27 protein-coding genes and 2 tRNA genes are annotated in these 25504 nt (G+C 54.9%); 15 read left to right on the plus strand and 14 right to left on the minus strand.

The window, feature by feature from the left end:
* Nucleotides 1-92 precede the first annotated feature (92 nt).
* Both Z948_RS18150 and Z948_RS0113915 read left to right on the plus strand, forming a co-directional pair.
* Nucleotides 93-686: a hypothetical protein gene (locus tag Z948_RS18150; RefSeq protein WP_025060164.1), complete on the plus strand. Its 594-nt coding sequence runs from the start codon at nt 93-95 to the stop codon at nt 684-686.
* Between the two features lie 281 nt (nt 687-967).
* Nucleotides 968-3124, plus strand: a complete 2157-nt coding sequence (locus Z948_RS0113915; RefSeq protein WP_025060165.1) for a hypothetical protein — start codon at nt 968-970, stop codon at nt 3122-3124.
* A gap of 162 nt (nt 3125-3286) precedes the next feature.
* On the opposite strand, the gene Z948_RS18970 is transcribed toward Z948_RS0113915, so the two are convergent.
* Nucleotides 3287-3370 (minus strand) — tRNA-Tyr (locus Z948_RS18970).
* Between the two features lie 186 nt (nt 3371-3556).
* On the opposite strand from Z948_RS18970, the gene rlmB reads away from it, so the two are divergent.
* The 3 genes from rlmB to Z948_RS0113935 all read left to right on the plus strand — a co-directional run bounded on the left by rlmB (nt 3557) and on the right by Z948_RS0113935 (nt 5196).
* Nucleotides 3557-4333: a 23S rRNA (guanosine(2251)-2'-O)-methyltransferase RlmB gene (rlmB, locus tag Z948_RS0113925; protein ID WP_025060167.1), complete on the plus strand. Its 777-nt coding sequence runs from the start codon at nt 3557-3559 to the stop codon at nt 4331-4333.
* A gap of 138 nt (nt 4334-4471) precedes the next feature.
* Nucleotides 4472-4651, plus strand: coding sequence for a hypothetical protein (locus tag Z948_RS19220; protein ID WP_052033119.1), 180 nt, complete (start codon nt 4472-4474; stop codon nt 4649-4651).
* Between the two features lie 77 nt (nt 4652-4728).
* Nucleotides 4729-5196: a CoA-binding protein gene (locus tag Z948_RS0113935; RefSeq protein WP_025060169.1), complete on the plus strand. Its 468-nt coding sequence runs from the start codon at nt 4729-4731 to the stop codon at nt 5194-5196.
* A 101-nt stretch (nt 5197-5297) separates the two neighbouring features.
* Here the strand turns inward: Z948_RS0113935 and Z948_RS0113940 are convergent, their stop codons facing one another.
* The 3 genes from Z948_RS0113940 to hisA form a co-directional block, all read right to left on the minus strand.
* Entirely contained in the window at nt 5298-5603 is a 306-nt protein-coding gene (locus tag Z948_RS0113940) for a phosphoribosyl-ATP diphosphatase (protein ID WP_025060170.1), read from the minus strand.
* Entirely contained in the window at nt 5600-6361 is a 762-nt protein-coding gene (gene hisF, locus Z948_RS0113945) for an imidazole glycerol phosphate synthase subunit HisF (protein ID WP_025060171.1), read from the minus strand. Before hisF ends, Z948_RS0113940 begins: the two co-directional genes overlap by 4 nt.
* Before the next feature lie 88 nt (nt 6362-6449).
* Nucleotides 6450-7169, minus strand: coding sequence for a 1-(5-phosphoribosyl)-5-[(5-phosphoribosylamino)methylideneamino]imidazole-4-carboxamide isomerase (gene hisA / locus Z948_RS0113950; protein ID WP_025060172.1), 720 nt, complete (start codon nt 7167-7169; stop codon nt 6450-6452).
* Nucleotides 7170-7303: 134 nt separating this feature from the next.
* On the opposite strand from hisA, the gene Z948_RS0113955 reads away from it, so the two are divergent.
* Nucleotides 7304-7687, plus strand: coding sequence for a DUF2147 domain-containing protein (locus Z948_RS0113955; protein ID WP_025060173.1), 384 nt, complete (start codon nt 7304-7306; stop codon nt 7685-7687).
* An 83-nt stretch (nt 7688-7770) separates the two neighbouring features.
* Here the strand turns inward: Z948_RS0113955 and hisH are convergent, their stop codons facing one another.
* Both hisH and hisB read right to left on the minus strand, forming a co-directional pair.
* Nucleotides 7771-8409, minus strand: a complete 639-nt coding sequence (hisH, locus tag Z948_RS0113960; RefSeq protein WP_025060174.1) for an imidazole glycerol phosphate synthase subunit HisH — start codon at nt 8407-8409, stop codon at nt 7771-7773.
* Nucleotides 8410-8997, minus strand: a complete 588-nt coding sequence (gene hisB / locus Z948_RS0113965) for an imidazoleglycerol-phosphate dehydratase HisB (RefSeq protein ID WP_025060175.1) — start codon at nt 8995-8997, stop codon at nt 8410-8412.
* A gap of 127 nt (nt 8998-9124) precedes the next feature.
* Between hisB and Z948_RS0113970 the strand changes: the two genes are divergently transcribed.
* A complete protein-coding gene (locus Z948_RS0113970; protein WP_025060176.1) occupies nt 9125-9364 on the plus strand; it encodes an Lrp/AsnC ligand binding domain-containing protein in 240 nt (79 codons plus the stop codon).
* Nucleotides 9364-9696, plus strand: coding sequence for a hypothetical protein (locus Z948_RS0113975; RefSeq protein WP_052033121.1), 333 nt, complete (start codon nt 9364-9366; stop codon nt 9694-9696). The genes Z948_RS0113970 and Z948_RS0113975 overlap by 1 nt, the downstream gene beginning before the upstream one ends.
* Here the strand turns inward: Z948_RS0113975 and Z948_RS0113980 are convergent.
* From Z948_RS0113980 to Z948_RS0114000, 5 genes are all read right to left on the minus strand, one after another.
* Nucleotides 9689-10360: an aspartate/glutamate racemase family protein gene (locus Z948_RS0113980; protein WP_025060178.1), complete on the minus strand. Its 672-nt coding sequence runs from the start codon at nt 10358-10360 to the stop codon at nt 9689-9691. The two genes, Z948_RS0113975 and Z948_RS0113980, sit on opposite strands and share 8 nt — an antisense overlap.
* Complete coding sequence (locus tag Z948_RS0113985) at nt 10357-11670, minus strand: TRAP transporter large permease (protein WP_025060179.1); 1314 nt, start codon at nt 11668-11670, stop codon at nt 10357-10359. The genes Z948_RS0113980 and Z948_RS0113985 overlap by 4 nt, the downstream gene beginning before the upstream one ends.
* Nucleotides 11667-12380 (minus strand): TRAP transporter small permease, encoded by a 714-nt coding sequence (locus Z948_RS0113990; protein WP_025060180.1) that lies wholly within the window; start codon nt 12378-12380, stop codon nt 11667-11669. The genes Z948_RS0113985 and Z948_RS0113990 overlap by 4 nt, the downstream gene beginning before the upstream one ends.
* Nucleotides 12381-12447: 67 nt before the next feature.
* A complete protein-coding gene (locus Z948_RS0113995; RefSeq protein ID WP_025060181.1) occupies nt 12448-13437 on the minus strand; it encodes a TRAP transporter substrate-binding protein in 990 nt (329 codons plus the stop codon).
* Between the two features lie 25 nt (nt 13438-13462).
* Nucleotides 13463-14704 (minus strand): NAD(P)/FAD-dependent oxidoreductase, encoded by a 1242-nt coding sequence (locus Z948_RS0114000; RefSeq protein WP_025060182.1) that lies wholly within the window; start codon nt 14702-14704, stop codon nt 13463-13465.
* A gap of 276 nt (nt 14705-14980) precedes the next feature.
* On the opposite strand from Z948_RS0114000, the gene Z948_RS19280 reads away from it, so the two are divergent.
* The 7 genes from Z948_RS19280 (at nt 14981) to Z948_RS0114035 (ending at nt 21256) form a co-directional block, all read left to right on the plus strand.
* Entirely contained in the window at nt 14981-15112 is a 132-nt protein-coding gene (locus Z948_RS19280) for a hypothetical protein (protein ID WP_255209609.1), read from the plus strand.
* A 57-nt stretch (nt 15113-15169) separates the two neighbouring features.
* A complete protein-coding gene (gene comD, locus Z948_RS0114010) occupies nt 15170-15676 on the plus strand; it encodes a sulfopyruvate decarboxylase subunit alpha (protein WP_025060183.1) in 507 nt (168 codons plus the stop codon).
* On the plus strand, nt 15673-16227 hold the full coding sequence (gene comE, locus Z948_RS0114015; protein WP_025060184.1) for a sulfopyruvate decarboxylase subunit beta: 555 nt from the start codon (nt 15673-15675) through the stop codon (nt 16225-16227). Before comD ends, comE begins: the two co-directional genes overlap by 4 nt.
* Before the next feature lie 275 nt (nt 16228-16502).
* On the plus strand, nt 16503-17174 hold the full coding sequence (locus Z948_RS18975) for a hypothetical protein (protein WP_025060185.1): 672 nt from the start codon (nt 16503-16505) through the stop codon (nt 17172-17174).
* Nucleotides 17175-17215: 41 nt separating this feature from the next.
* Nucleotides 17216-18388, plus strand: a complete 1173-nt coding sequence (locus Z948_RS0114025) for a surface lipoprotein assembly modifier (protein ID WP_025060186.1) — start codon at nt 17216-17218, stop codon at nt 18386-18388.
* A 119-nt stretch (nt 18389-18507) separates the two neighbouring features.
* The gene (locus Z948_RS0114030; protein ID WP_037951909.1) at nt 18508-20601 is read left to right on the plus strand and encodes a sensor histidine kinase; all 2094 of its coding nucleotides are present in this window, start codon (nt 18508-18510) and stop codon (nt 20599-20601) included.
* Nucleotides 20602-20611: 10 nt separating this feature from the next.
* A complete protein-coding gene (locus tag Z948_RS0114035; RefSeq protein WP_037951911.1) occupies nt 20612-21256 on the plus strand; it encodes a response regulator in 645 nt (214 codons plus the stop codon).
* A 144-nt stretch (nt 21257-21400) separates the two neighbouring features.
* Here Z948_RS0114035 and Z948_RS0114040 read toward each other — a convergent pair.
* From Z948_RS0114040 to Z948_RS0114050, 3 genes are all read right to left on the minus strand, one after another.
* Nucleotides 21401-21475 (minus strand) — tRNA-Gly (locus Z948_RS0114040).
* A 79-nt stretch (nt 21476-21554) separates the two neighbouring features.
* Nucleotides 21555-21950 carry an MAPEG family protein gene (locus Z948_RS0114045; protein WP_342665870.1) on the minus strand — a complete coding sequence of 132 codons (396 nt, stop codon included), beginning with the start codon at nt 21948-21950 and terminating at the stop codon, nt 21555-21557.
* A complete protein-coding gene (locus Z948_RS0114050; protein ID WP_025060190.1) occupies nt 21951-25388 on the minus strand; it encodes a pyruvate carboxylase in 3438 nt (1145 codons plus the stop codon). It lies immediately after the preceding gene.
* Nucleotides 25389-25504: the final 116 nt, after the last annotated feature.

Genomic DNA, 25504 nt, shown 5'->3' on the forward strand with positions numbered 1-25504 from the left:
CGTGTCACGGGATGCGCTTTTTCGCATCAGTATACGGCGCAGGGACATTTTTGAAAGAAGACATTTTAACCAATTAGAACGAGGGATTTTTCATGCTCGACTTTATTTTTGCTGTGGTTGCAATGGCTGCTGCGGCCAACCCACCAGAAACCGTAACCGCGCCAAACGACCCGCCGCAAAGCGCGGCGTCAGGTAGTGTGGTGATAGGAGAGGGCGTTTCCATTGGCTCTGCGACTTTAATTGAGGGAAGCCCCGCCGCAACAGCGGGTGGCCTTGAGATTGACCAAAGCGTCATACCCAAAGGTTTGGCCGCCGAGGCGCAAACGCCGACTGGAAAATTCACAACTGCAGTAGAGGTCAAACCCATTTTGGAGGCCACCAAAGCGAATTGGGTCGCGTTGCGAGACTATGGCGGGAATGATCTGGTTTATGTCAGCCACCTTTGGGCGTGGCGCTGCGGGCTGAGCGCAATGGCGATCTCGATTAACGACGGAGCGATGGAAAATTTACCCCTGCCCAAATGCCATACCGAGTACCGCTCGGCGAATGTGATCCTTGAAGAAGATGGCTTGCCCTACCTTACCTACCCGCAGGGCAGTGTAGAGCGCGTGACCGTTCAAATCGTCTATGATGATTTGACCCAAGACATCGCAACATTTGCGAGCAACGAGATACGCATACCTTAACGGGAATATGTATATCGAGGCGGGAACTTTTCGAAGCATTTGATTTGATTAGTGATTCGGAAAATGCGGCAGCCGAAAAAAATGAATTGAACAAAGGTGGCGAATTTTTTGTTTTGTTGCGCGGGGGGAAACATTAACGACCCGTTAATGCGATCAATCAGGCCAAAATAAGGCGATTGTGTCCTGTGAGTGGCAACTTCGTGATTTCCCCTCGGCAGCTCGTGGCGAGTATGATTATGACAGTAGCCGAACTGTAATTAATGATTGGGAAGAACACTGCCATGAGCTCCAATAATTCTATTTCCGTAACCCTTGGGTGTGATCCACAAGCCGTTGTTACGATCTCTGAAACGGACACAGGGACGCTATTTATCGTTGTTGCATCTGCTGATCCAACCATGCCGGTTGATCTGGATGGTGTGTTTTTCAACCTCTCCGACGACAGCACGTTGGACAGCTTGAATTTCTTCCCTGATGCAAACACCGGTTCGATCTATTCACCAGTGACTGGCGTTCAGGCGGCTGTAAACAGCGTTGATACGCTGGCAAACGGTGCGCAAACATCTGACGCATATGACGTAGGTATCCAGTTTGGCACAGACCCAAGCGCGACAACTGGCGAAGTGGTGCAGGCGAACTTTACCCTGTTCTCTGACAATGGCCCGATGAGCATCTCTGATCTGGACATCAACAGCTTTGCAACTGTTGTAAACAGCGATGGTGAAAACGGTCAGGTTCTTACAACGGGCGATACGCCAGACGCAGATCCGGTTCTGGTTTCCAAAGAAGTTCTGTTCGATAACTTTAACGACCTGAACTATGGCGAACAGTCCACCATCGTGGAAGGCAACACCAACTGGGTTGCGGCATGGGACAAGCTGGTAACAAACAGCAAAAACGAAGGCGTTCTGGAGCTTAAGACTGTCAGCACAGATGGTCCTGTTTCCTTTGCCTTTGACGCGAATGTTCATGACACACGTCTGTTCGAAAACTCTGGCTCAGCAGAAGATAGCCTGCGTGTAGAAGTCAGCATTGATGGTGGCGAATGGATCCTGCTGGACGAATTCCAAGTGAACGATGCGGGTACCGCGATTGTTGGCTCCGAAACCGGTCAGACCTTTGGCAACAGCGCCAGCAGCGTTCTGTATGAAGGTGGCATTCTGGACACCGCAGAAGAGTCGGCTCAGTTCCGCTTTATCTCTGATGTGACAGCGTCCAACGAATACATCAAACTCGACAACATCTCGGTTACGGCTTCTGAAGAAGTTGAGGGCGGCGAAGCGCAAGCGGTTGAAACTGTTCTGTTCTCCGAAGACTTTGACGACATCAATGATCCGTCACAAAGCGACTTCATCAAAGCTGATGGCGGTTGGGACGTTCACGGTGACGAGCTGAAGACAAGCGGTGGCAACGATGGTACGCTGAAAACAGCCGCAGTTGCAGCGGATGGTGATGTATCCCTTAGCTTTGATGTGCGTGTTGATGACGCAAGCAAGTTCGAAGCAACTGGCCGCTATGCTGACGATCTGACGCTTCAGGTTCGTACCGAGGGTGGCAGCTGGGAAACATTGGACAAGTTTGTTGTGAACGACGAAGGCACTGCCTTGGTTGGTAGCAACACAGGCAACGAGATCACCGAAAGCGGCAGCACGCTGACATATTCCGGTGGTTCGCTGGACGACGTGAACGGCGATGTTCAGTTCCGCATCGTGTCTGACATCTCGGCGGGCAACGAACGTGTGTTCTTTGACAACCTGACTGTCACAGAAACCAGCGAAGGCGTTGCCACGGGCGAAGCCACTGTTGTTGATTTCGAAGGCCTGAACTCGGGTGATGTGATTTCCGACCAGTTCGACGGTGTCACAATCTCTGCACAGCGTGCCGGCGATTCAGACAGCAGCGAAAACGACGCGATGATCTTTGACACCGATAACCCAACGGGCGGTGACTATGATCTGGGCTACAACGGTGTTGGCAACGCGTTCATCATCTCCGAAGACAACGACAGCTCGGATGCAGATGACAACGCGCGCGGCGGCACCATGACGTTTGATTTCGACGAACCTTCCGAGGTTGTCAGCATCAACGTGCTGGACATCGAAGAAGAAGGCGGCACAATCGATCTGTATGACGTAGACGGCGGCCTGATCAACACGGTGGACATTCCAGCCGCAGGCAACAACAGCCAGCAGGAGCTGATCATCAACGCGGATAACGTGGCATCTTTGGAAGTGAACCTTGTTGGTTCGGGTGCTGTTGATGACCTGACATTCGTTGCGCCAGGAGATCAAGAAGATGACGTGGCGGATGATGGCAAAGGTGGCCAGTACGACGTACAATACGTTGCAGGCATCCCTGTTCTTCAGCCTGTTGATGATGACCAGCTTAAGGCTGAAATCAATGAGCTGGACAACGTTGAAGATGACCTGATCATCTAAGCTAGCGCTTTGACTTGAAAAGAAAAAGGCCTCCGCCCTGAAAAGGGCGGGGGCCTCTTTTGTTTGGCAAAGGCGCGGCAAAACGCGATGTGCAACCCAAGCCGCGTTTGCAACATGGCCCCAAAGGGGGTGCGTTTTGTTTAACGGTGATGAATGGAATAGTGGTGGGCGACCCTGGAATCGAACCAGGCGTGCGTCTCCGCGAGGGAGTTACAGTCCCCTGCCACACCTTGCGGCCTGTCGCCCACTGGCGCTTGGATTACCTGTGGGTCTGGGGGGCGTCAACCTCTAAATCGAATGATTTTGCATGATTTCACATGGCAATGCGCCGCGCCCATTTTTCGGATGGTGGGCACAAGCAGATGCGAAGGCTTGGCGCGGTGCCTTTGACAGGGTAGAGGGGACGATAGACGCGCAATATTGGGGGCGATCATGAAGAAACCAAAGTGGGTTGTGGCAAAAGAGCAGGGTAAGAAGATCGAGGCGCGCGAGACGCTTTGGTTGTTTGGCCTGCATGCGGTGCGCGATGCGTTGATGAATCCGGCGCGCAAAAAGATCAAGCTGATGGTCACGCCCAATGCTTTGGCCAAGCTGGAGGAAGCCGTTGCAGCCAGCGGGATCACACCCGAGGTCGTAGACCCGCGCAAATTCCGCCCGCCTATTGATCAGGGCTCGGTACACCAAGGGGCGGTATTAGAGGTAAAGCCGCTGGATTGGGGCCGTATGGCCGATGTTTGCATCGGAGCAGAGGCACCGCGGGTGATTATGCTGGATCGTGTTACTGACCCTCATAATGTCGGGGCTATCTTGCGCTCTGCCGAGGTGCTTGGTGCGTCGGCGGTGATTGGCACACGGCACCATTCAGCCCCTGAGACGGGCGCGCTGGCGAAAACTGCCTCTGGCGCGTTAGAACGCCAGCCGTACCTGCGTATCCGCAATCTTGCTGATGGTATCCGCGAGCTGCAGGATATGGGGTATCTTGTCTTGGGGCTGGACGGCGAAGCCGAAATGACAATCGAGTCCGCTGTTGAAGGAAAACGGGACCGCGCGGTTGCGTTGGTTCTAGGGGCCGAGGGGCCAGGGCTGCGCGAGAAAACCCGCGAAACGGTAGATGCTTTGGTTAAAATTGACGCAGAGGGCGGATTTGGCTCGCTCAATGTCTCGAATGCGGCTGCAATCGGCCTATATGCTACTAAGGACCATTCATAAGGGGGTAGGGCCATCGGCCAGCCGACCAAAATTGCAACCTGCTGCCACTGTGGAACACGGGCGCTGCTGCGCCTTGATGCAGGGCACCACACTTTGACGTGCTCGGCCTGTGGAGCGCCACTGAGCAAGCTAAAAGCAATGCCAGTGGCCGCACCCTCCAAGCCGCGAGCCATTAGCCACCAACCCCACGTCCCCAAAAAGCAAAAACCAACCAAAGAGCGGCCTTACCGCCGTGAGAAACCCAAAAAGAAACGCAAAAGCCTGCTGTGGGAATTTGCCGAAGAAGCGTTTGATTTCATCGAAGATATTTTCGACTGATGGGGGCGATCTGCGACGGTTTTCGGGCTTTGCTGGGGGCGCGACCCAGAATTGTTTAACGGACAAAAGGTGCATGTATGAGCTATAGCGATGCCTTTCTGCGGAAAATCCTGAAACGAATGAAGCGCGTTGCGATTGTGGGCATTTCCGACAATCCAGTACGGGCAAGCTATTTTGTTGCGCGCTATCTCTCCCTTCGCGGTATCGAATTGGTGCCTGTGAACCCCAAACTGGCGGGGCAGAGCTTGTTCGGGGCAAAGGTGGTTGGCTCGATTGCCGAGATCGAAGGATCGGTTGATATGATCGACATCTTTCGCCGTTCAGATGCGGTGCCTGCAATTGTGGATGAGGCATTGGAACATCTGCCAGACCTGCAAACAGTGTGGATGCAGATCGGCGTTGAAAACGCCGAGGCGGCGGCCACGGCAGAAGCCAAAGGTATTGACGTTGTGCAAAATCGCTGCCCAAAGATCGAATATCAGCGGTTGTTTGGCGAGCTGCGCATGGGCGGCTTTGCGACGGGTGTGATCTCAAGCAAGCTGTGATCCAGCGGCCGCGCTGACGCGCGAAAACATGTTTGTGGTCCCGCCTGTTGTGCGCGGGGCAGTCCGCAGGAAAGATGTGTTTTTGCAGAGATGTTTTGGCCTTAGCGGCTCGCTTTTTCCGAAATGCCGGATTGGGATTGGCGGCGGGCAAGTTCATCCAGCACATCCGCCAGCGGCACATCGCGCGCGGCGAGCATGACCAGCAAGTGGTACAAAACGTCAGCGGCTTCGCCTGTAAGGCCCGCTTTGTCGTCTTTCACGGCCTCGATGATGGCTTCAACGGCTTCTTCGCCGAACTTCTCGGCGCATTTTTCGGGGCCTTTGGCCAGCAGTTGAGCGGTCCAGCTGGAGGAGGGATCACTGTCTTTTCTGGACAGAATCGTTGCGTAAAGATCATCAAGCGTCATGTGAGCCTCATGGGGATGCCAGCGTCGGCCATATGTTGTTTGGCTTCGCCGATGGTATATTCGCCAAAGTGGAAGATCGACGCGGCCAGAACGGCAGAGGCGCCGCCCTCAATCACGCCATCCACAAGGTGATCAAGGTTGCCAACACCACCCGAGGCGATGACAGGCATGGTGACCGCATCAGAAATGGCGCGGGTCAGGGGCAGGTTGAAGCCTTGTTTCGTGCCGTCACGGTCCATGGAGGTGAGCAGGATTTCACCCGCCCCTTTTTCCATCATGGTGATTGCAAATTCGACCGCGTCGATGCCCGTGGGTTTGCGCCCCCCGTGGGTGAAAATCTCCCATTTTCCGGGGGAGACAGTTTTGGCGTCGATGGCGGCGACAATGCACTGGCTGCCGAATTGATCTGCGGCTTCAGCCACCACATCGGGGTTTGCGACAGCGGCAGAGTTGAAACTGACCTTATCCGCGCCAGCCAGTAGAAGGGCGCGGACATCCGCAGGGGTGCGCACGCCGCCACCGACAGTAAGGGGGATATAGCAATGCTCAGCCGTGCGGCGGACCAGATCAAACATGGTGCCGCGGTTTTCATGGGTGGCGTGAATGTCGAGAAAGCACAGCTCGTCCGCGCCAGCGGCGTCATAAGCAATGGCAGCATCAACGGGATCACCTGCGTCACGCAGGCCGACAAAATTCACACCTTTGACCACGCGGCCATCGGCGACATCTAGGCAGGGGATGATACGGGTTTTAAGCATGGGTGTTGTCTAACTGGGGCTTTGGGGCGGAGCAAGGCACTTGGCCCTTTCGTGGATTAGCTCTGATCGAGGTGAAGGCCAGAATTGGTCAGCCTGCGAGCGTATCCAGCGCCTGTTTCAGATCAATCGCACCATCATAAAGGGCACGTCCAGAAATCGCGCCTTGAATCACATCTGTTGCTTTAAGGGCCTCAAGGTCGGCCAGCGAGGACACGCCGCCAGAGGCGATGACGGGGATGCTCACCGCGCGGGCCAGATCGGCTGTGGCGTCGATGTTGGGGCCGCCCATCGCGCCATCGCGCATGATGTCGGTATAGATGATCGCTGCAACGCCTGCGTCTTCAAAGGATTTGGCAAGGTCGGTGACCATCACGTCGGTTTCCTCGGCCCAGCCTTTGGTTGCCACGCGGCCATTGCGGGCGTCAATTCCCACGGCAACTTGGCCCGGAAAGGCACGGGCGGCTTCGCGGACCAGATCGGGGTTTTCTACGGCGACAGTACCAAGGATTACACGGGCGAGGCCTTTGTCCAGCCAAGCCTCAATCGTGGCCATATCGCGGATGCCACCACCAAGTTGTGCGGGAACCTTACACTGCTTCAGGATTGCTTCAACAGGGGCGGCGTTCACCGGCTCACCCGCAAAGGCGCCATTCAGATCAACCAGATGCAGCCATTTGCACCCTGCATCCACGAACTCCTGCGCTTGGGCGGCAGGGTTGTCGTTGAACACGGTTGAGCGTTCCATATCGCCGTGAACAAGGCGCACGGCTTGGCCGTCTTTGAGGTCAATTGCGGGATAGAGGATCATGGCATGCACCCTTTGAATTAGCTTGTATGCGGTTTTGCATGGAATGAGCGGATGTGCAACGCGACCCAAGGTTAACCTTGCCTGAAAGCGGTTGTATGGGTCATGCTGCTGCCCAGTTCTAGGGAGGAACCAATATGAAAATGATTTTGGCCGCAGCCGTTGCTGCAGTTTCCTTTGCAGGTGCCGCATGGGCGGACCCAGCGGTAGGCACGTGGAAAACCCAAGTGGATGATGGCGCGTATGCCCATGTGAAGATGAGCAAATGCGGCGCAGCCCTATGTGGCACGATTGCGCGCACCTTTAACGACAGCGGTGAATACAAATCCGCAAATCTAGGCAAGAAGCTGGTTTGGGATATGGCACCAGCAGGCGGTGGGTCTTACAAGAACGGCAAAATCTGGCAGCCGTCCACGGGTAAGACGTTTAAATCAAAGATGACGCTGTCAGGTAGCAAGCTGAAAGTGTCAGGTTGTGTTGGCCCGATTTGTAAAAAGCAGACGTGGAGCCGCGTGAACTGATCCATTGACCAGCAACGGCAAAAAGAAAAGCGCGGACACGGGATGTGTTCGCGCTTTTTCATTTTTTAGCGCCGCTTGCAGGGTCAGGGCGCCCATTTCAGGAAGTTCGAGATCATCCGCAAACCTGTTGCTTGGCTTTTCTCGGGGTGGAACTGCATCCCGATCATATTGTCGCGCCCGATCACCGCGGTGACATCGCTGGCGTAATCTACATGGGCCAGACGTTGGGCGGGGTTGGTCACGGCCATATGATAGCTGTGCACAAAATAGGTGTGATCACCCGATTTGATACCTTCAAAGACAGGGTGGGGCACATCGATGATCAAATCGTTCCAGCCCATGTGCGGAACCTTCAGGCTTGTGTCGCTGGGGGTGATGCGGGTGACTTCGCCACCGACCCAATCAAGGCCTTTTGTGTCCTCGTATTCACGCCCCCACGTGGCCATCAGCTGCATGCCAACGCAGATCCCAAGGAAGGGCCGCCCCTTTTCCTCGACTGCCTCTACCATAGCAGCAAAGATGCCGCTTTTGCCTTTTAGCTCGGACATACAGGCAGGAAAGGCGCCGTCACCGGGTAGGACGATGCGGTCAGCCCGTGCAATCACATCGGCATCTGCGGTGACCGTTACGTCACCCGCATCCGCTTCACGCGCCATACGCTCAAACGCTTTGTGGGCCGAGTGGAGGTTGCCGCTTTCGTAGTCGATAATCGCGGTTAACATTCAGAGCATGCCTTTGGTGGATGGGATGGCATCGGCCTTGCGCGGATCGCTTTCCACCGCATCACGCAGCGCGCGGGCGACCGCTTTGAACGCCGCTTCGGCGATGTGGTGGCTGTTGATGCCGTGCAGCTGGTCAACGTGCAGGGTGATGCCGCCGTGCGTTGCGAAGGCTTGGAAAAACTCGCGCACCAGTTCGGTATCGAATGATCCGATCTTGGCGGTGGGCAGGTCGACATTCCAGATCAGGAAAGGGCGCGCCGACAGGTCAAGCGCAGCACGCACCAGCGCATCATCCATCGGCAGCAGGCAAGAACCATAGCGCACGATACCGCGTTTATCGCCAACCGCTTGGGTCAGGGCCTGACCCAGCGCGATGCCAACATCCTCTACAGTGTGGTGATCGTCGATGTGCAAATCACCCGAGCAACGCACCTTCATATCAATCAAGGCATGGCGCGACAGCTGGTCCAGCATGTGATCAAAAAAGCCGACACCGGTTTCATTGTCATAGATGCCAGTACCGTCGAGGTTGATCTCTACCGAGATATCCGTTTCGGCGGTTTTACGTGTGATCTGGGCCTTGCGCATGGGGGTGCTCCGTTGACGTGTTTGTGTCCTTATAGCAGGGCACAACATATCGCCAAGGGGCGAACGGGGATTGCGGCCAGCGGGGCTTCGTGACAGCCTATGGATAACCTACGTCAGGAGCCCTGCCATGAGCACATGTGTCTTTATCCAAATCCGTTGCAAGCCCAGCAAAACCTATTCGGTCGCTGAGGAAATTGCGCTGCGTGAAATCCATTCCGAGCTGTATTCGACGTCTGGGGATTTTGACCTGCTGATGAAGGTCTATATCCCCGAAGATCAGGACGTAGGCGTCTATATCAACGATAACCTGCTGGATATTGAAGGGATCGAAAGGTCGCTCACCACCATGACGTTTAAGGTATTTTGATGCGCGCGCTTGCTCTGGTGTTGGCATTGGTCGCAACAGAGGCCACAGCCGCCCAACGGGTCTATGAAGGCGACGAAGCCGCCGCGATCCGCTGTGCCAACATGATGGCGATGACAGGGGTGACCCTGAATGGCGCTGGTCTGATGGGGGACGCCGAAAAGGATGTGCTGATCGGTATTTCGGTTCTGATCCTCGAAAATCACGTCAGCGGATCATGGACGGCTAAAAAACGCGCAATGGAAGCCATGCGGGATCGCCGCGATGTGGAAGAGACCTTGGCCGATTATCAGCGAAACGCACCGCGCTGCCTCAAAAGGTTCCCGATTAACTGATAAACGCCGGCGCGATGGCGTTTGGGCAGGTCTCTTCGATCACTGAGAGAATGTCAGTAACGGGCAGGCCTGTGACCTGCTGCAACGCCCTGCGGTAAGGCGGCAGGTTGGTGCATTCCAGTAGTATATGTTTATGCGCCTTTGTTATCTGGGTGGCGACAAGGGAAACGATTTCTTGCCCTGCTAGGGTCGGGTTCAGGCGGCCTTGGTTTTGGCTGATCACTTGGCGCAGATGCATTTGGGGCGCGAGCCCTAGGATAGACGCGCTGTAGTCGTCGTGCCCTCTGAGATGGGCGGTGCCAAGGGCGCTTTCGTCAAATGTGAGGATCATTAACTCCTCTGGGCTCAGCGTATCACTCAAACCATCCAGCGCGATCAAGGATGACGCGACAAAGGGGCGATCCGTCAAAGCCGCAAGATGATCCTGCCAAAACGCGAGAAACCCGCAGGAGGTGGCAATCACATCTCCCTCTGCTTGCGCTAGGGCATCGGCAAAAGGAGTGATGTCTATATCTTCGGGGCGATCTATGACGATCTTGCCCACAGATGCGCCTGCAATGCGGATGATTTGCGGCGGTGTCGAATAGGTTTCAACCGCCCCAACATCCCCCGGAATACGGGGGAAGTCGGTATCAAGTTGCAAAACCGTGACGCGGGGCGTCATCGGCTTTGGTTTTCGCTGATCTTTTCTGGCAGCCATGTCGCAACTTCGGGGAAGGCGACGAGGATCACCACCATCAACAGCATCAGGCCCACCATGGGCAGGGCGACTTTTGAGATATAGGAAATCTCGTGTTTGGTCATGCCTTGAAGGACAAATAGGTTGAACCCGATTGGCGGCGTTACCTGCGCCATTTCAACGACCACAACGATGAAAATGCCGAACCAGATCACGTCAATCCCTGCTTGGCGGATCATCGGCTCGACAATCGCCATGGTCAGCACAACGGATGAAATCCCGTCCAAGAACATGCCAAGGATGATATAGAAGACCGTCAAGGCCGCGATCAACGTGATGGGCGACAGGTTCATCTGGTCAATCCATGCGGCCAGCGCGCGGGGCAGACCGGTAAAGCCCATGGACAGCGACAAAAACGCAGCCCCCATCAGGATCAGCGCGATCATCGCCGAGGTGCGTGTGGCGCCCATCAGGCTTTCTAAAAACGTGTTGAACGTGAGGGAGCGCTGGAAAAGCGCCAGCGTGAGCGAGCCGAGAACGCCGACCGCTGCGGCCTCGGTCGCGGTGGCCCAACCGAAATACATCGACCCGATGACAGCAAAGACCAGCATCAAAACAGGGATCAGGAACCGGCTTTCCGCCAGCATCGTGCCGAAAGACATTGACGGCTCTGGCGCTGGGCGCTGATCGGGTTTCACAAAATGCCAGATCGCGATGTAGCTCATGAACAATCCGGCAAGAACCAATCCGGGGATGATACCGGCCATGAACAATTTGATAATGCTTTCGTTGATGGAGACACCATAGACGATCAACGTCAGGGAGGGGGGGATCATCAGGCCCAGCGTTGCAGCACCTGCAAGCGTGCCGATGATCATATATTCAGGATAGCCCCGCTTGCGCAGCTCGGGGATCGACATTTTACCAACGGTGGTGAGGGTCGCCGCAGAAGAGCCTGAAACCGCGGCGAAAATCGTGCATCCCGCGATGTTTGTGTGTAGCAACCCACCAGGGAGCCAGCGCATCCACGGGGCAAGGCCGCGGAACATGTCTTGGGAAAGGCGGGTGCGGTACAGGATTTCACCCATCCAGATGAACAGGGGCAGCGCGGTGAGGGTCCAGCTGCTGGAGGAGGTCCAGATCGTGGTGATCATCGCATCCCCTGCAGGGCGTGTGGTGAACAGCTCTAGCCCCACCCACGCGACCCCCATCAAGGCAAGGCCGATCCAGATGGATGAGGCCAGCAAGGTGAAGAGGACAAATAGAAAGACGACGGTTGCATAGGCTTCGATCATTCCACGCCCTCCGATACGATTGGGTTTTCACCGGTTATGATGGTGCGGTACAGCGTGTCCCACAGGGCGATTGCCAGTAGGATCGCCCCCGCTGACATGGCGAGTTGGGGTATCCAGACGGGGGTATAGACCAGCTTGGATGATGCATTCCCCAGCGCGTTGCCCCATTCGCCTACGGGCGTTGCGGGGAGTGAGAATAGCGTGACAACCCATTCAGGGATTTGATCCTGCCCCTGTGTGCGGTCGTTCAGCATTTCCGAGAAAATGTTGGTTTTTACGGCAAAGCGCGCAAAATAAGTGGCAATCACCGCCGCACCAAAGACCGCGAATAGATCCAGCCAGCGTGACGTATGGCGGTTCCAGTTCAGGATGATCGAAACGCGAATATGCGCGCCACGGGTCAGCGCATGGCACAGCGCAAAGAATGAGGTTGCAGCCATCGCGTAACCTGCAAATTCCGTCGTGCCGGGTAGGGCGATGTCGGTCCATCGCGCCACCATCTGCGCGACGATTAACAATAAAATGGTCACCATGAAGCAGGCAGCAATTGCCCCCGATGCGAAATAGACCCCATCAAGCACGCGCCAGATCGGCCGCATGACCCGTTCAAGCTTTGGCCGTGCGAAAAAGCAAAACAGCCCGAAAAGGGAAGGCAAGACAAACAACCAAACCCACAGGGGCAAACCCAGCACTGGAGACCAATCGCGCATGGAAAATCCTTTAAATATATAGCGCGCCCAAAGAGTTGGGCGCGCCTGTATTTGTCAATTTGATGGCTTAGTTCGCCGCTTTGAACGCGTCGATAATGGCCTGACCGTCCGCGCCTGCTGTCTCTAGCCACTCGGCTGTCATCTTTTCGCCGATCACTTTCAGCTCGGCCAAGAATTCTGGCGAAGCATCTGTAACGGTCATGCCGTTTTTCGCAAGCTCGTCAAAGTAAAAGCTGGAAAGCTCGGCGGATTTGGCTGCGCAAGAGGCTGCTGTTTCGTCTGCCGCCTTCATAACGCCTGCCTGTGTTGCTTCGTCCAGTGCATCCCACGCTTGCTTGTTCGCGACAACATAGTTGCGCGGCAGCCATGCGTTGACCTTGTAATAGTGGCTTAGGTGCTCCCAAACCTTACGGTCATAACCTGTGGAGCCGGATGAGATGAAGGCAGACGCCACGCCTGTTGCCAGCGCTTGGGATAGTTCTGCCGCTTCGATCTGAACAGGGATCATGCCCAGCTCTTCGGCGAAGGTCGCTGTGGCCGAGTTGTACGAGCGGAATTTGACGCCTTTTGTATCAGCAGACGAACCAACTTCTTTGTTGAAGTAAAAACCCTGACCCGGCCATGGGCAGGTATAGAGCGCGACCATGTTCAGGTCGGATAGCTGGGCGTTCACCGTGTCTTTGGCCACATCCCACAGCTTTGCATTGTCTTCATAGCTGGTCGCGAGGAAGGGCAGGTTATCCCATCCCAGTAGGGGGGCTTCGTTTGCGTGGGCAGACATGAAACGTTCGCCGATGTTGACCTGACCGGTTTGAACGGCGCGTTTAATATCGCCACCGCCAAATAAGGAACCACCGGGGTGTACGGTAATGTCGATCGCGCCAGAGGTGTATTCACGCACTTTGTCGGCAAAGATCACACCCTGTTCGGAATGAAAGTTTGTTGCGGCATAAGCCATTGGCATATCCCATTTTTGTGCGTGCCCATCGGCATATGCCGCGCCGCTAAATAGGGCCGCTGCCGCGACGGATGAAGCGAATTTTGTAAATGTAGTCATGGTATACTCCCAGTGTTGATCGTTTTTATTGGTCTTTGAATTTTGAAGGGTCGAACGGGCGCAAATCCAAATTCGGGGTGCGCTCGGAAATCAGTTCTGCGATTACTCGACCTGTTTTTGGCCCACCTGTCAATCCGACATGCTGATGTCCAAAGGCACTAAAGCTAAGATTGCCTGTATCATTGGCACCGATCACGGGCAGGCTATCTGCGGGGGCGGGGCGGTGGCCCATCCACTCGACGATTTCGTCATATTCCAAATCTGGCAGTAGCTTTTTCACCTGACGGCGCAACATATCCAAAGGCCCCCGCGAGGCTGGCGCGTCTAGCCCGCCAAATTCAATGATACCTGCCGCCCGCAGCCTTCCCTCCATTGGGGTCAGCACAAATTTACCCGAAGCAACCATCATCGCAGACCGAGGCATGGCAGAGGGGTTCATAAGTTCGATGTGATAGCCGCGTTCGCTTTCAAAGGGGACTTTGACGCCCAGTTTATGGGCAATCTCCCGTGACCAAGGGCCCATGGCAAAAACGATCTTATCCGCGCTAAGGCGGCCATCATCCGTTAGCAGGGCGGCGATCGCGCCGTCCTTTGTTTCAATGTCGTTGATGTTGGTAATCTGTAGCGTGCCGCCCTGTTCGACAAAATGCGCGGCCAACGCTTTGACATATGCGCCGGGGTCGCTGATGCGGCCGTGGTTTTTGCAGCGGACCACTGTTTCAAAGGTATTTCCGAAAACAGGATCGTATTGCGCATATTCTGCGCCACTAACGACCTCGTATTTCACACCCTGTGCGTCGCGTTTGCTCCAGCCATAGCTGTCGGCTTCAAAATCCGCGCGGGTTGTGTAGCCAAAACAGTAATCCTCGGTCGAGATAAAGCGGGCGGCGGGCGTGTCGGCGGCCAAAGCTTGGTGTTGCTCTACGCTATCGTGCAAAAGCGATGACATGGCGGTGGCATAGTGATCCACATGGGCGTCGGTTGCATAAGATAAATAGCGGGTCAAAAACGGGATCAGGCGGGGCAGGTAAGACCAGCGCAAAAACAATGGCCCGTTGGGATCAAACAACATGTTTGGCGCTTTGCCCATCAATCCAGGCGTTGTAACGGGAACAACAGCCCCAGCGGCCAAAACGCCAGCGTTTCCGTGGCTTGTGCCGCTTGCTGGGCCTTCGCGATCTACAACCGTTACGTCATGGCCTGCACGTTGCAGCCAAATCGCTGTCGAAATTCCGACAATTCCTGCCCCTGCAACCAATATCTGCATAAAGTCAGCTCCTTGACCTGTGTCGTTTGACCATTGGGCGCGCAACGGGTGCACCCGAATAGGGCTCGTTGGGATAATCCCTTTTGCTTTGGCCTTTATGTTTCACGAAGCAGGATCAAGGTTTCAAGAAAAGAAATCAAAGAGGCGGCGCGCGATGCTGGTTCGCGATTAAAGTTAACGCAGTTTTTCAGCGCGCCTTTTGTGGCGGGTGAACTTTGACGATTTGCGCAAGCTCAGGCGCGCAATAAAGGGTCATGGGGGGAAGGGGCGTTGGAAGTGTTGCCTGAGCCTGCTTGGGGCTGGCTGGATAAAGCGGTGCGCCCGATCCGTGTGGAGGGCGTTGGTATCTGCGGCGCTGGCATGTATGCCTATCTTGGACATGGCAAAACAGAGCAGCTTTTGTGGTGAAACGCCGCTGCTAGCTGACACTGTATGCAATTAACGCTTGAGAAAGGCTCAACCCAGATGAACATCGACAAGAAGATCACTGATGATCTTGTCGCCAACAACGTCTCTTTTGTGACCACCGTACCCTGCAAACAGCTGGCTGGTGTGATCGATGAGGTCGAGGCGCGCGACGAGATTTTTCACATCCCTTCCAACAAAGAAGACGAAGGCATGGGCCTATGCGCGGGCGCCTATATGGGCGGCAAACGTCCAGCGATCATCATGCAAAACACGGCGATTGGCGTGACAATCAACACGCTGGCGACATTGATCCAATATTACCGGATGCCGCTGCCAATGCTGATTTCCTATCGTGGTGAGCTACGCGAACCGATTGCCTGTCAGGTCGAAATGGCCGTTCACACAAAGGCGCTGCTGGCCGAGATGAACATCCCGACCTACCATTTCCATCACCAATCCGATGTGCAGGAATTTGACGCGATCCTGAAATACACCTTTATGTGCAACAAGCCCGTGGCGATCCTGACGGATGCTAATTTCTGGGGAGGGTACGGCGAACAATGATACGCTCTGAAATCTTACGTGAAATCGCGCCGATCCTACGGGATCAATTGGTAATCTGTAACATCGGTCTCCCCAGCCAAGAGCTGCATATGATAGACGACCAGCCGACAAATTTCTACATGCTGGGCACGATGGGCCTGTCTTCGTCGATCGGCCTTGGGCTTGCCCTTGCCCAAGACAAGACTGTGATCTCGATTGATGGGGATGGGTCGGTTTTGACCAACCTTGGCACGCTGCCAACCATCGCAAACAACGTGGCGGATAACTATATCCTGCTGATCATCGACAACGGGTCTTATGGTTCGACGGGCGATCAGCCGACCTATGCGGGCAAAAAGACCTCGCTGGCGGCAGTGGCAACAGCCTGCGGCTGTGAGAATGTGATTGAGGTGCAAGACAAGGATCTTGGCCCCGTATTGCAATCAGCGATCGACAGCAAACAGATGACGGTGATCGTTTGCAAATGCGACAGCGGCAACATTAAGCTGCCTGTTATCACCATGGATCCTGTTGTGATCCGTGATCGGTTTATGAAAGCCGTTAGCGCCTGAAGCAGGGCCACCCTGCAAGGCGATGTCTAATCGAAAAGAGGGCTGCACCAAACGGTGCGGCCCTTATTTGTTGCGCCGTTGGCGTGATCGATTCTGACGTGGCAAAACCGAAATTCCCCCATAAGTGGAGAATGATTAGAAATTCGTTAACACTTCTCCCCTGTTGGGGGGAGTGATGTGATCCCGTGAATGCAGAACCATGCTGCAAGTCGAATATTTGTAGCGACTTTCATGCAATTGAGGGCTTTTGCGCCCTTAAAAACGGGAATTAGAAAATGTTTATACAACGGACACTAAAGATTTCATTTATTGGGGTCGCTTGCCTGTCACTTGCTGCCTGTTTCGGTAGCTCAAATGGCGGTACAGCCGCTGGAGGCGGTGGCGGTGGCGGCGGCGGTGGAGGTGGCGGCGGTTCCAGCTTCCAAGACAGCTTTGACGCCGCGTCGATGAAATTACCAACACAAACGGCACTCACAGGGTCGGGCGATTTTTCTGGCGAAGTTAGTGTAAGGACAGATGCCAACAACGCGAACTCTGATGAGATCGTCGTGGGTGATCTGGCCATGACGGTCAACTTTGACCCCAACGTAAACCGCCCCATTTCTGCTACGGCGTCAAACTTCTCGGGTGAGATCAACGGCGTTCAGACCGATGTGGGGGGATCATTGAGCACAGCAAACGCACCGTCTGGCGTGAATGCGGTGACAACCTCAACGGTGAACGTACCGGGGCAGGGCGCAACGACCTTTACAGGCCTTTCAGTTGAGATGCGCGGCGCATTGTCCGATCCAGGCTCCACGTTGACGGGGGATGCTTTGATGACGTTGCAGGGCAACATGGTTGGCGTTGACGGCGAAGGGGCCTTTGGTGCTTCGGCGGTTGTTATTGATCCTTCAACGGGGGCCAATCAGATCACGGGCGGCACATGGTATGTTGACCGCGATTGACCTTTTCTGAGGGCATAAGAAGATTACAAAAGGCGGGGGCTATGTTTGGTCTTTGCCTTTTGCTGATGCTTGGACAGGCGAATGCCCAGCCCCCAGAGGGGGAGGCGTGGCAAGTTGCGCTGCGTCTCAAATCGACTGGTGCACATGTTCAATCTCTGCCGCTGTTAGAGGGGCTTGTCGCGAAAGACCCCACAAACAAGAATTACCGCTATGAACTGGCTTTGGCCTTGTACCACCTCGGGCGGGACGCGCGATCAAAGTACCATTTCAATCGGCTGCTGGGCGCGGAGCTGAACACTGGGCAGCGGCAGTTGGTGAATTCCATGATCGTTAAGCTAAACGCGCGAAAGGTTTGGTCGGGCTACCTCAATTTCAACATCCTGCCGGAATCGAACGGCACCAAACAAACCGAGGGGCAGGTGGTAATCGTTGGCGGCTTTCCTTTGCAACTGGATGATGCCGCGATCGGCAAGCCCGCGGTCAGCGCATTGCTAAACGCGGGCGTCACCTATGCGCCGACCCTAAAGCCGGGGGTGAAGGCCAAGTTTTCATTGAACGCCCATTTGAAGTATTCCTCTCAGGAAGTTCTACGTGATTATCAGTTGATCGGGCGCGCTGGGCTGTCCTTTAATCGTGATCCGCTAAAGTATTGGGAAGGCGGCGTGAAACTGGGGACGCGGATGATCGCGGATGATCCGTATTCCGATACGTTGGGCCTGTATTTCCACCATGCACGTAGGGTCGGAGATGCAGGGACATTGCGGGTCGGTTCCGAGGTCTCACGCGCCTTTCGCCGATATGGGCGGGCTGATATCGACCGCATGTTCCTCAACATAGGCTACCAGCAGCAGATTGGCGGGAATGCATCGGCGTCAGTGAATGCGTTTGTCGATGTCTCAAGCACCGATCAGGCGGTTTCGGATGGTTTGCGCCAAGGATTGTCGCTCAGCGGCTCTTACTCTTTTGATGGCGGCCTAACGGCGAGTGTCACCCTGAGAGGCGAGATAGATCGGCGCAGCGGGATCAGCCCGATCTTTGGTGTCGCGCGAAAGGATCATAAGGTGGGTTTGGACCTTAGCCTGCATCACACGAACTTTACGATCGGTTCTTTGGCCCCCCAAATCCGCTTTGCCATTGAGAAAAATAACTCAAACATACCTGTCGCGAATTACCTGAACAGAAGTGTGTCCATTGGCGTTACGCGCAAGTTTTAAACAGGGAAACTTGCAATATTACGCGGCTCGGCTAGGCTTTGAGCGTATTTTGCCGAGTATCGCGTGTTTTGAGATTGGGTTCGTATGATCCAAAAACAGCAGGAGGCAGAAGCGGCATTATGAATTTTTCTTCCTTTCGAATTACACCTCTTTCTATTGTTGGAGTTTCGGTTTTTCTGGCTTTGGTGATGTCGATGGTTTCGGTCATTGTTGCGGTGAACCGTCCGTTCATGGATTTGCCCAAAGGGGTAACCGTGATCAAAGTTGAAGATTTTGAATTGATCCCGTCTGACCGGTTGATTGAACCTGATCATTTGGGAACCTATCCAAAATTAACGAAGTTTTTTGCACGGCAGACCGAAATCGCAGAGCGGTTGGAAAAGGCTCAGGTCGAGGTGACGTTTGAAACCCTTGAGGGCAAGCAACAAACCAATGTTTACGCCCCAAGGCCGCGTGCCGTTTCCGACCTTCCTTTCCCATTTTGGTTTCAGCAAGCGGTGGGCATCTTTGGGGTTTTGATGGCGGGCTGGGTGATGTCGCTAAAGGGGCGCGAGTGGGGCGCGCGTATGTTCGCCTTGACGGGGTTGTTTCTGGCTGTTTCCGCGATGGCGGCTGCTGTTTATTCAACCCGTCAAATCGCGCTTCCGGGGGATCAGTTCGGGATACTGTCGCGCATAAACCATTTCGGATCAGGGGCTTTTGGAATTGCTTTGGTCGGGTTGTTTATGATGTATCCGCGCCCGATCGTGCGCCCGATTTGGCTGCTGTTGCCTCTTGGCGTTTATGGCGTCGGGTTGGTTTTAGAGATGCTTTACGTTGGTGAAGAGCTATGGATCAATTTGATCATCAGCACCCAGCTGATCATCTCTATCATCTTTGGTGTGCTTCAGTGGCGGCGATCAAAAGGCAATCAACTGGATCGCGCGGGCCTGCGGTGGTTTTTCCTGTTTTGTCTGATCGGATGCACCTTATTCATTTGCCTGTCTGTCTTGCCGCCCGTTTTGGGGTTGGCGGAACAGGGGGTGATTTCACAATCCTATGCGTTTGGCTTTTTCAATCTAATGCAAATCGGTTTGGCCTTGGGGGTGGTGCGCTGGCGGGTCTTTGATCTGGATCGTTATGCCTATTTCATATGGTTGTGGCTGGCAGGGGTCTTTTTGATCTTTGCAACGGACTTCCTGCTCTTGCTGTGGCTTAGTAACCAGCCGCTAACGTCATTGGCGATTGCATTGGTTATCGCCAGCTTTCTGTATTTCCCTTTGCGCCAGTTCCTGTTGATCAAGATACTATCGCCCAAAACCCCACGCCCTTCAGAACATATCCCCGATGTATTCGAGGTGGCATTGGCCCCGACAAAACGTCTTCAGGGGGCGCGTTGGGATCGTTTGTTAAAGGACTTCTTTTCGACGGCCAGTACTGTGGTCGAATTAAAGGCCCCCCCTGCGGTTGTTCAAATAGCAGATAACGGGTTGTCTTTGCTGATCCCGATGGTTTCAGGTTTGGAGGGGCGTAAATTGCAATATGCCGATGGCGGTCGGCGTTTGTTCAATTCGGCAGATGTAACCGCGGCTGGCGTGTTGATACAAATGCTGGGGGTCGCCCATGACAGCCATGTCGCCTATGAACGGGGCGTAACGGTTGAAAGAGACAGGATCAGCCGTGATGTGCATGACAATATCGGGGCCCAGCTTCTCAGCGCGTTGCACACGCCGGAAAACACCAACAAGGATGCGCTCTTACGCGAAACCTTAGCGGATCTGCGCCTTATCATCAGCGATGGGTTTTCGGCAAAATTCAACCTTGCCGATGTTGCGGCTGATCTGCGGGTTGAAATGGCGGACCGGTTGGAAATCCATGACATCGGGTTGGATTGGCCAATGGCAACTGTACCAAAATGCGATGCGGCCCTGCCTTATCTGTTTGTGAACAACCTTCGGTCAATCTTGCGCGAAGTCACGAGCAACACGATCAAACATTCCGGCGCGACCCGAATGCAAGTTTCCCTCACCCAAAAGGGGGATAGCATAGAAATCCACATTCGCGACAATGGGGCAGCTTTCGATCCGCAAACTGTCAAACGTGGTGCGGGGCTTGATAACATCGCGGCACGTGTCAAAGCGATGAAAGGCAATTTGGCCTTTGAAAGTGATCAGGACGGCTCGGGAGTGAAATTTGAAGTGCCTATAAAGAGCGGTGCAGTTCAAGGCGCCTGAAAGAGGTTTGATGATCAAAGAGATTCTTATCGTAGAGGATATTTCACAGGCGCGAGCGTTTTTGGTCGATATCCTTGGGGACGTTTTCCCACGTGCCTCAGTGTCCGAGGCCGTGGACCTGCGATCAGCGATTCATCTGTGTGAAAGATCACAATTTGATCTGGCTTTGGTTGATTTGCAGCTGCCAGATGGTGACGGGTATTCAGTTTTGCGCAAATTGGCTCAGACACAGGATCGCGTCATTTCTATTGTCACGACAGCACTGGGAAGTGACGCTGCTATTGTGGCCGCTTTGTCCGCAGGGGCGGATGGGTATGTTTTGAAAAGCGATCCGCGCGATATGATCGCAAGTCACATCCGGTTAATTCCACAGGGGCAGTTGCCGCTCTCACCTGCAATTGCGCGGCGTGTACTGGGGCACTTTCGGGCTACTGGCCCTAGTGTGGATTCCGAACCTGAACTGACCCCGCGTGAGGGCGAAGTTTTATCGTTGGTGGGGCGGGGCATGCGTGTTTCGGATGTGGCAGCAGAGCTGGGTCTAGCCCCCAGCACAATTTCGAGTCACGTCAAGGCGATCTACCGCAAGCTCAACATCTCGAATCGCGCAGAAGCGGCCTATCAGGCGGCACGTATGGGGTTTCTCACCGATGAGTGATTCACGCAAAGCCTATCGGATTTAACGATTTCTGGTTTGAATAAGCGGGGAGGGCGCAAAAAGCCTGTGCAGGGAAAATCAGGACCCCAAAAACAAACAAGAGCTACAGCTTGCGCTGTAACTCTTTGTTTTTCTTTAACTAGCTGGAGCGGGCGAGGCGATTCGAACGCCCGACCCTAACCTTGGCAAGGTTATGCTCTACCCCTGAGCTACGCCCGCATCCGCTAGTGGGGGTGATTTAGCCCTCTGCGCTGGGAGCCGCAAGAGGTAATTTCACAAGTTTCGAAAAAAGTTTCATTTAGAAGATCGAATGGCCAATCAGAGTGAGTGCGCTAAGGGTCAACATCGCAAAAGTAAGTAGGATTCCTGCCTGTCGGAGGGCAATGATCTGTGGGGTGCGCGACATGCCGACCGCATGTAGAAAACGGCCCAACAGCAGGCTGGCGCCCATTGCATGAACTGCAACTGCAGGCGCGCCCTGAAGTTCGGCACAAAGCATCAGAATCAACCCAAGTGGGGCGTATTCGGCAAAGTTGGCATGGATTCGCATGCGCTTGATCAAACCTTGGTCGCCGCCATCCCCAACCGAGCTTTTTACAGCAAATCGTTCGCGGATGACCAAAACGCTAAGCACAATAAAGATGAGCGCCAGAAGACCAGCGTAGAGAGGTGTGATTGCTAATGGCATTGTCATTTACTCCAATTCTACCAGCAGGTCTTTTGCGTCTATCTGGCCACCTGCGGAAACATGCACTGCTTTTACAACAGCGTCGCGTTCGGCATGTAGGCCTGTTTCCATTTTCATGGCTTCAATCGTTAGCAACAGATCACCTTCTTTTACGGTCTGGCCGACAATCGCGCCCACAGAGGCAACAACACCCGGCATCGGCGCGCCGATGTGGTTGGGGTTGCCTGCTTCGGCTTTTGGACGTTGCTGGGTTGTTGCTTTGACCAGACGGTTTGGCACGCGAATAACGCGCGGTTGACCGTTGAGTTCAAAGAACGTTTTTACTTCGCCGTCTTCATTGGTCTCGCCAATGGCCTGCAACCTGATTTCCAGTGTTTTACCGGGGTCGATTTCGGCGGCGATCTCTTCACCGGGCTCCATGCCATAGAAGAACGTTGGCGTGGGCAGGGTGCGCACAGGGCCGTAGGTTTCGTGGCGGTCCATATAGTCGGTGTAGACTTTTGGATACATCAGATAGCCGCAGAGGTCCTCGTCATCGATCTCAGTGTCGAATTTGGCCGCAAGCTCGGCGCGCACAGCTTCAAGATCGACAGGCTCTAGGTGGGCACCTGGGCGATCTGTGTTGGGTTTCTCGCCCTTCAGGACTTTGTTGACGATACCTGTTGGGAAGCCACCGGGAGGCTGGCCAAGGTTGCCGCGCATCATGTCCACGACACTGTCAGGGAAAGAAACATCCGTTCCGGGGTCTTCGACCTGCGCCCGTGTCAGCCCTTGGGACACCATCATCAGCGCCATGTCACCCACAACCTTCGAGGATGGCGTGACCTTTACGATATCGCCGAACATTTTGTTCACATCGCTATAGGTGCGCGCAACCTCGGGCCAGCGGTCATCCAGACCAAGGCTGGAGGCTTGGGCCTTGAGGTTGGTGAACTGACCACCGGGCATTTCGTGCAGATACACCTCAGAGGAGGGGGCCTGCATGCCGGTTTCAAAGGCGGCGTATTGGTGACGCACTTCTTCCCAGTAATCGGAAATTTCGCGCACGGCGTTCATGTCCAGACCTGTGTCGCGGTCGGTGTGGCGCAGCGCCTCTACGACCGAGCCCAGCGTGGCCTGTGATGTATTGCCCGAAAACGCATCCATGGCGCAATCAACCGCATCCACACCCGCCTCAGAGGCGGCAAGGATGGTCGCCGTGGCGATGCCTGCGGTGTCATGGGTATGGAAATGGATCGGCAGGCCGACCTCGGATTTCAGCGCGCGGACCAGTTGGCGTGCTTGCGCGGGTTTGAGCAGGCCAGCCATGTCTTTCAGGCCAAGAACATGGGCACCAGCGTCGCGCAGCTGTTTGCCCATATCGACATAATACTTCAGATCATATTTCGAACGATCAGGGTCAAAGATGTCGCCAGTATAGCAGATGGTGCCTTCGCAGACCTTGCCGGCCTCTTGCACGGCATCCATCGCGACGCGCATGTTTTCGACCCAGTTCAGGCTGTCAAACACGCGGAACACGTCTACGCCGCTGCTGGCGGCGGTTTTTACAAAATGCTGCACCACGTTATCGGGGTAGTTGGTATAGCCCACACCGTTTGAGGCACGCAGCAGCATTTGCGTCATGATGTTTGGCATCTTTTCGCGAATGTCGCGCAGGCGCTGCCATGGGCATTCCTGCAAAAAGCGATAGGCCACATCAAATGTCGCACCGCCCCAGCACTCAACCGAAAACAGCTGCGGCAGGTTGGCGGCATAGGCAGGGGCCGCTTTGATCATGTCATGGCTGCGCATACGCGTGGCCAGCAAAGACTGGTGCCCATCGCGCATGGTGGTGTCGGTGATCAGCAACTGACGCTGCTGGCCCATCCAATCGGCCACGGCTTGCGGGCCTTTTTGTTCCAACAGGTTGCGCGTGCCCATCATGGGCTCGGCGCGGTTTTCTGGTGGTAAAGGCGCGCGCGAAGCAGCTGCGGGGAGGGGCTTGTCTTTGGTTTCAGGGTGACCATTCACGCTGATGTCGGCGATATAGGTTAGAACCTTGGTGCCGCGGTCACGGCGGGCCTTGAAGGTGAACAGATCCGGCGTCTCGTCAATGAACTTCGTGTGGTACGTATTGTCGAGGAACGTCGGGTGCTTCAGCAGGTTTTCCACAAAGGCAATGTTGGTAGAGACGCCGCGAATACGGAATTCGCGCAGGGCGCGGTCCATACGGGCGATGGCCATCTCTGGCGTTGGTGCTTTGGCGGTTACTTTGGTCAGCAGGCTGTCATAGTAGCGCGTGATCACGCCGCCCGCATAGGCGGTGCCGCCGTCCAGACGAATGCCCATGCCCGTGGCCGACCGATATGCGGTGAGGCGCCCGTAATCAGGGATAAAGTTGTTCTGCGGATCTTCTGTGGTGATCCGTGTCTGCAGCGCGTGCCCCGTCAGGGTGATGTCTTCTTGGCGGGCCTTGCCTGTGGCCTCGGCGATGGTTTTGCCTTCTGCGATCAGGATTTGCGAGCGTACAATATCAATGCCGGTGACCTCTTCGGTCACAGTGTGTTCCACCTGAACGCGGGGGTTCACCTCGATAAAGTAGAACTCCTCGGTTTCCATATCCATCAGGAATTCAACGGTACCTGCGCATTCATATTTCACATGTTCACAGATTTTTCGGCCCAGCTCACAGACCTGTGCCCGTTGTTCTTCGGTTAGATAGGGGGCTGGCGCGCGCTCAACCACTTTTTGGTTGCGGCGCTGAACCGAGCAGTCGCGCTCGTACAGGTGGTAGATATCGCCGTGGTTGTCACCAAGGATCTGCACCTCAACGTGGCGCGCCTTTAGGATCATCTTTTCCAGATAGCCCTCGCCATTGCCGAATGCGGCTTCGGCTTCGCGGCGGCCTTCGCGTACTTTTTCTTCCAGCTCGTCTTCGTTGTAGATGGGGCGCATGCCACGACCGCCTCCGCCCCATGATGCCTTGAGCATCAGCGGATAGCCGATTTCCTTGGCTTCGGCTTTGATCGCCTCCATGTCATCGCCCAAGACCTCTGTCGCTGGGATAACAGGCACATCGGCCGCAATGGCCACACGGCGCGCGCTGGCTTTGTCGCCAAGGGCGCGCATGGTTTCGGCCTTTGGGCCGATGAAGGTGATACCGTTTTGGGCGCAGGCATCTACAAAATCGGGGTTCTCTGACAAAAGACCGTATCCAGGGTGGATGGCGTCTGCACCGCTGGCTTTGGCAACGCGGATCATCTCGTCAATGCTCAGATACGCCGCAACGGGGCCGAGATCTTTACCGATGCGATAGGCCTCATCCGCCTTAAAGCGGTGCAAGCCAAGTTTGTCCTCTTCGGCAAAAACGGCAACGGTCGTTTTTCCCATCTCGTTTGCAGCGCGCATAATGCGGATGGCGATTTCACCACGGTTGGCGATCAGGATTTTGCGGAAGTCGGTCATGTATTCAGGCCTTAATTATAGGTCAATTGGACGATTTGTAGGCGCAACGGGTGCAAAGCTGCAATGCGTGACATTGGGTAGAAAGGGCGGATTTTGGCACAACTATATGCTGTTTT

Origin of the sequence: Sulfitobacter donghicola DSW-25 = KCTC 12864 = JCM 14565 (assembly GCF_000622405.1) — a bacterium.
Classification (GTDB): Bacteria; Pseudomonadota; Alphaproteobacteria; order Rhodobacterales; family Rhodobacteraceae; genus Sulfitobacter; species Sulfitobacter donghicola.

What these genes read in the sequence shown, in the direction of transcription:
- Z948_RS18150 (WP_025060164.1), top strand. Translation starts at nt 93, where the DNA reads ATGCTCGACTTTATTTTTGCTGTGGTTGCAATGGCTGCTGCGGCCAAC.
- Z948_RS0113915 (WP_025060165.1), top strand. Translation starts at nt 968, where the DNA reads ATGAGCTCCAATAATTCTATTTCCGTAACCCTTGGGTGTGATCCACAA.
- rlmB (WP_025060167.1), top strand. Translation starts at nt 3,557, where the DNA reads ATGAAGAAACCAAAGTGGGTTGTGGCAAAAGAGCAGGGTAAGAAGATC.
- Z948_RS19220 (WP_052033119.1), top strand. Translation starts at nt 4,472, where the DNA reads ATGCCAGTGGCCGCACCCTCCAAGCCGCGAGCCATTAGCCACCAACCC.
- Z948_RS0113935 (WP_025060169.1), top strand. Translation starts at nt 4,729, where the DNA reads ATGAGCTATAGCGATGCCTTTCTGCGGAAAATCCTGAAACGAATGAAG.
- Z948_RS0113940 (WP_025060170.1), bottom strand. Translation starts at nt 5,603, where the DNA reads ATGACGCTTGATGATCTTTACGCAACGATTCTGTCCAGAAAAGACAGT.
- hisF (WP_025060171.1), bottom strand. Translation starts at nt 6,361, where the DNA reads ATGCTTAAAACCCGTATCATCCCCTGCCTAGATGTCGCCGATGGCCGC.
- hisA (WP_025060172.1), bottom strand. Translation starts at nt 7,169, where the DNA reads ATGATCCTCTATCCCGCAATTGACCTCAAAGACGGCCAAGCCGTGCGC.
- Z948_RS0113955 (WP_025060173.1), top strand. Translation starts at nt 7,304, where the DNA reads ATGAAAATGATTTTGGCCGCAGCCGTTGCTGCAGTTTCCTTTGCAGGT.
- hisH (WP_025060174.1), bottom strand. Translation starts at nt 8,409, where the DNA reads ATGTTAACCGCGATTATCGACTACGAAAGCGGCAACCTCCACTCGGCC.
- hisB (WP_025060175.1), bottom strand. Translation starts at nt 8,997, where the DNA reads ATGCGCAAGGCCCAGATCACACGTAAAACCGCCGAAACGGATATCTCG.
- Z948_RS0113970 (WP_025060176.1), top strand. Translation starts at nt 9,125, where the DNA reads ATGAGCACATGTGTCTTTATCCAAATCCGTTGCAAGCCCAGCAAAACC.
- Z948_RS0113975 (WP_052033121.1), top strand. Translation starts at nt 9,364, where the DNA reads ATGCGCGCGCTTGCTCTGGTGTTGGCATTGGTCGCAACAGAGGCCACA.
- Z948_RS0113980 (WP_025060178.1), bottom strand. Translation starts at nt 10,360, where the DNA reads ATGACGCCCCGCGTCACGGTTTTGCAACTTGATACCGACTTCCCCCGT.
- Z948_RS0113985 (WP_025060179.1), bottom strand. Translation starts at nt 11,670, where the DNA reads ATGATCGAAGCCTATGCAACCGTCGTCTTTCTATTTGTCCTCTTCACC.
- Z948_RS0113990 (WP_025060180.1), bottom strand. Translation starts at nt 12,380, where the DNA reads ATGCGCGATTGGTCTCCAGTGCTGGGTTTGCCCCTGTGGGTTTGGTTG.
- Z948_RS0113995 (WP_025060181.1), bottom strand. Translation starts at nt 13,437, where the DNA reads ATGACTACATTTACAAAATTCGCTTCATCCGTCGCGGCAGCGGCCCTA.
- Z948_RS0114000 (WP_025060182.1), bottom strand. Translation starts at nt 14,704, where the DNA reads ATGCAGATATTGGTTGCAGGGGCAGGAATTGTCGGAATTTCGACAGCG.
- comD (WP_025060183.1), top strand. Translation starts at nt 15,170, where the DNA reads ATGAACATCGACAAGAAGATCACTGATGATCTTGTCGCCAACAACGTC.
- comE (WP_025060184.1), top strand. Translation starts at nt 15,673, where the DNA reads ATGATACGCTCTGAAATCTTACGTGAAATCGCGCCGATCCTACGGGAT.
- Z948_RS18975 (WP_025060185.1), top strand. Translation starts at nt 16,503, where the DNA reads ATGTTTATACAACGGACACTAAAGATTTCATTTATTGGGGTCGCTTGC.
- Z948_RS0114025 (WP_025060186.1), top strand. Translation starts at nt 17,216, where the DNA reads ATGTTTGGTCTTTGCCTTTTGCTGATGCTTGGACAGGCGAATGCCCAG.
- Z948_RS0114030 (WP_037951909.1), top strand. Translation starts at nt 18,508, where the DNA reads ATGAATTTTTCTTCCTTTCGAATTACACCTCTTTCTATTGTTGGAGTT.
- Z948_RS0114035 (WP_037951911.1), top strand. Translation starts at nt 20,612, where the DNA reads ATGATCAAAGAGATTCTTATCGTAGAGGATATTTCACAGGCGCGAGCG.
- Z948_RS0114045 (WP_342665870.1), bottom strand. Translation starts at nt 21,950, where the DNA reads ATGACAATGCCATTAGCAATCACACCTCTCTACGCTGGTCTTCTGGCG.
- Z948_RS0114050 (WP_025060190.1), bottom strand. Translation starts at nt 25,388, where the DNA reads ATGACCGACTTCCGCAAAATCCTGATCGCCAACCGTGGTGAAATCGCC.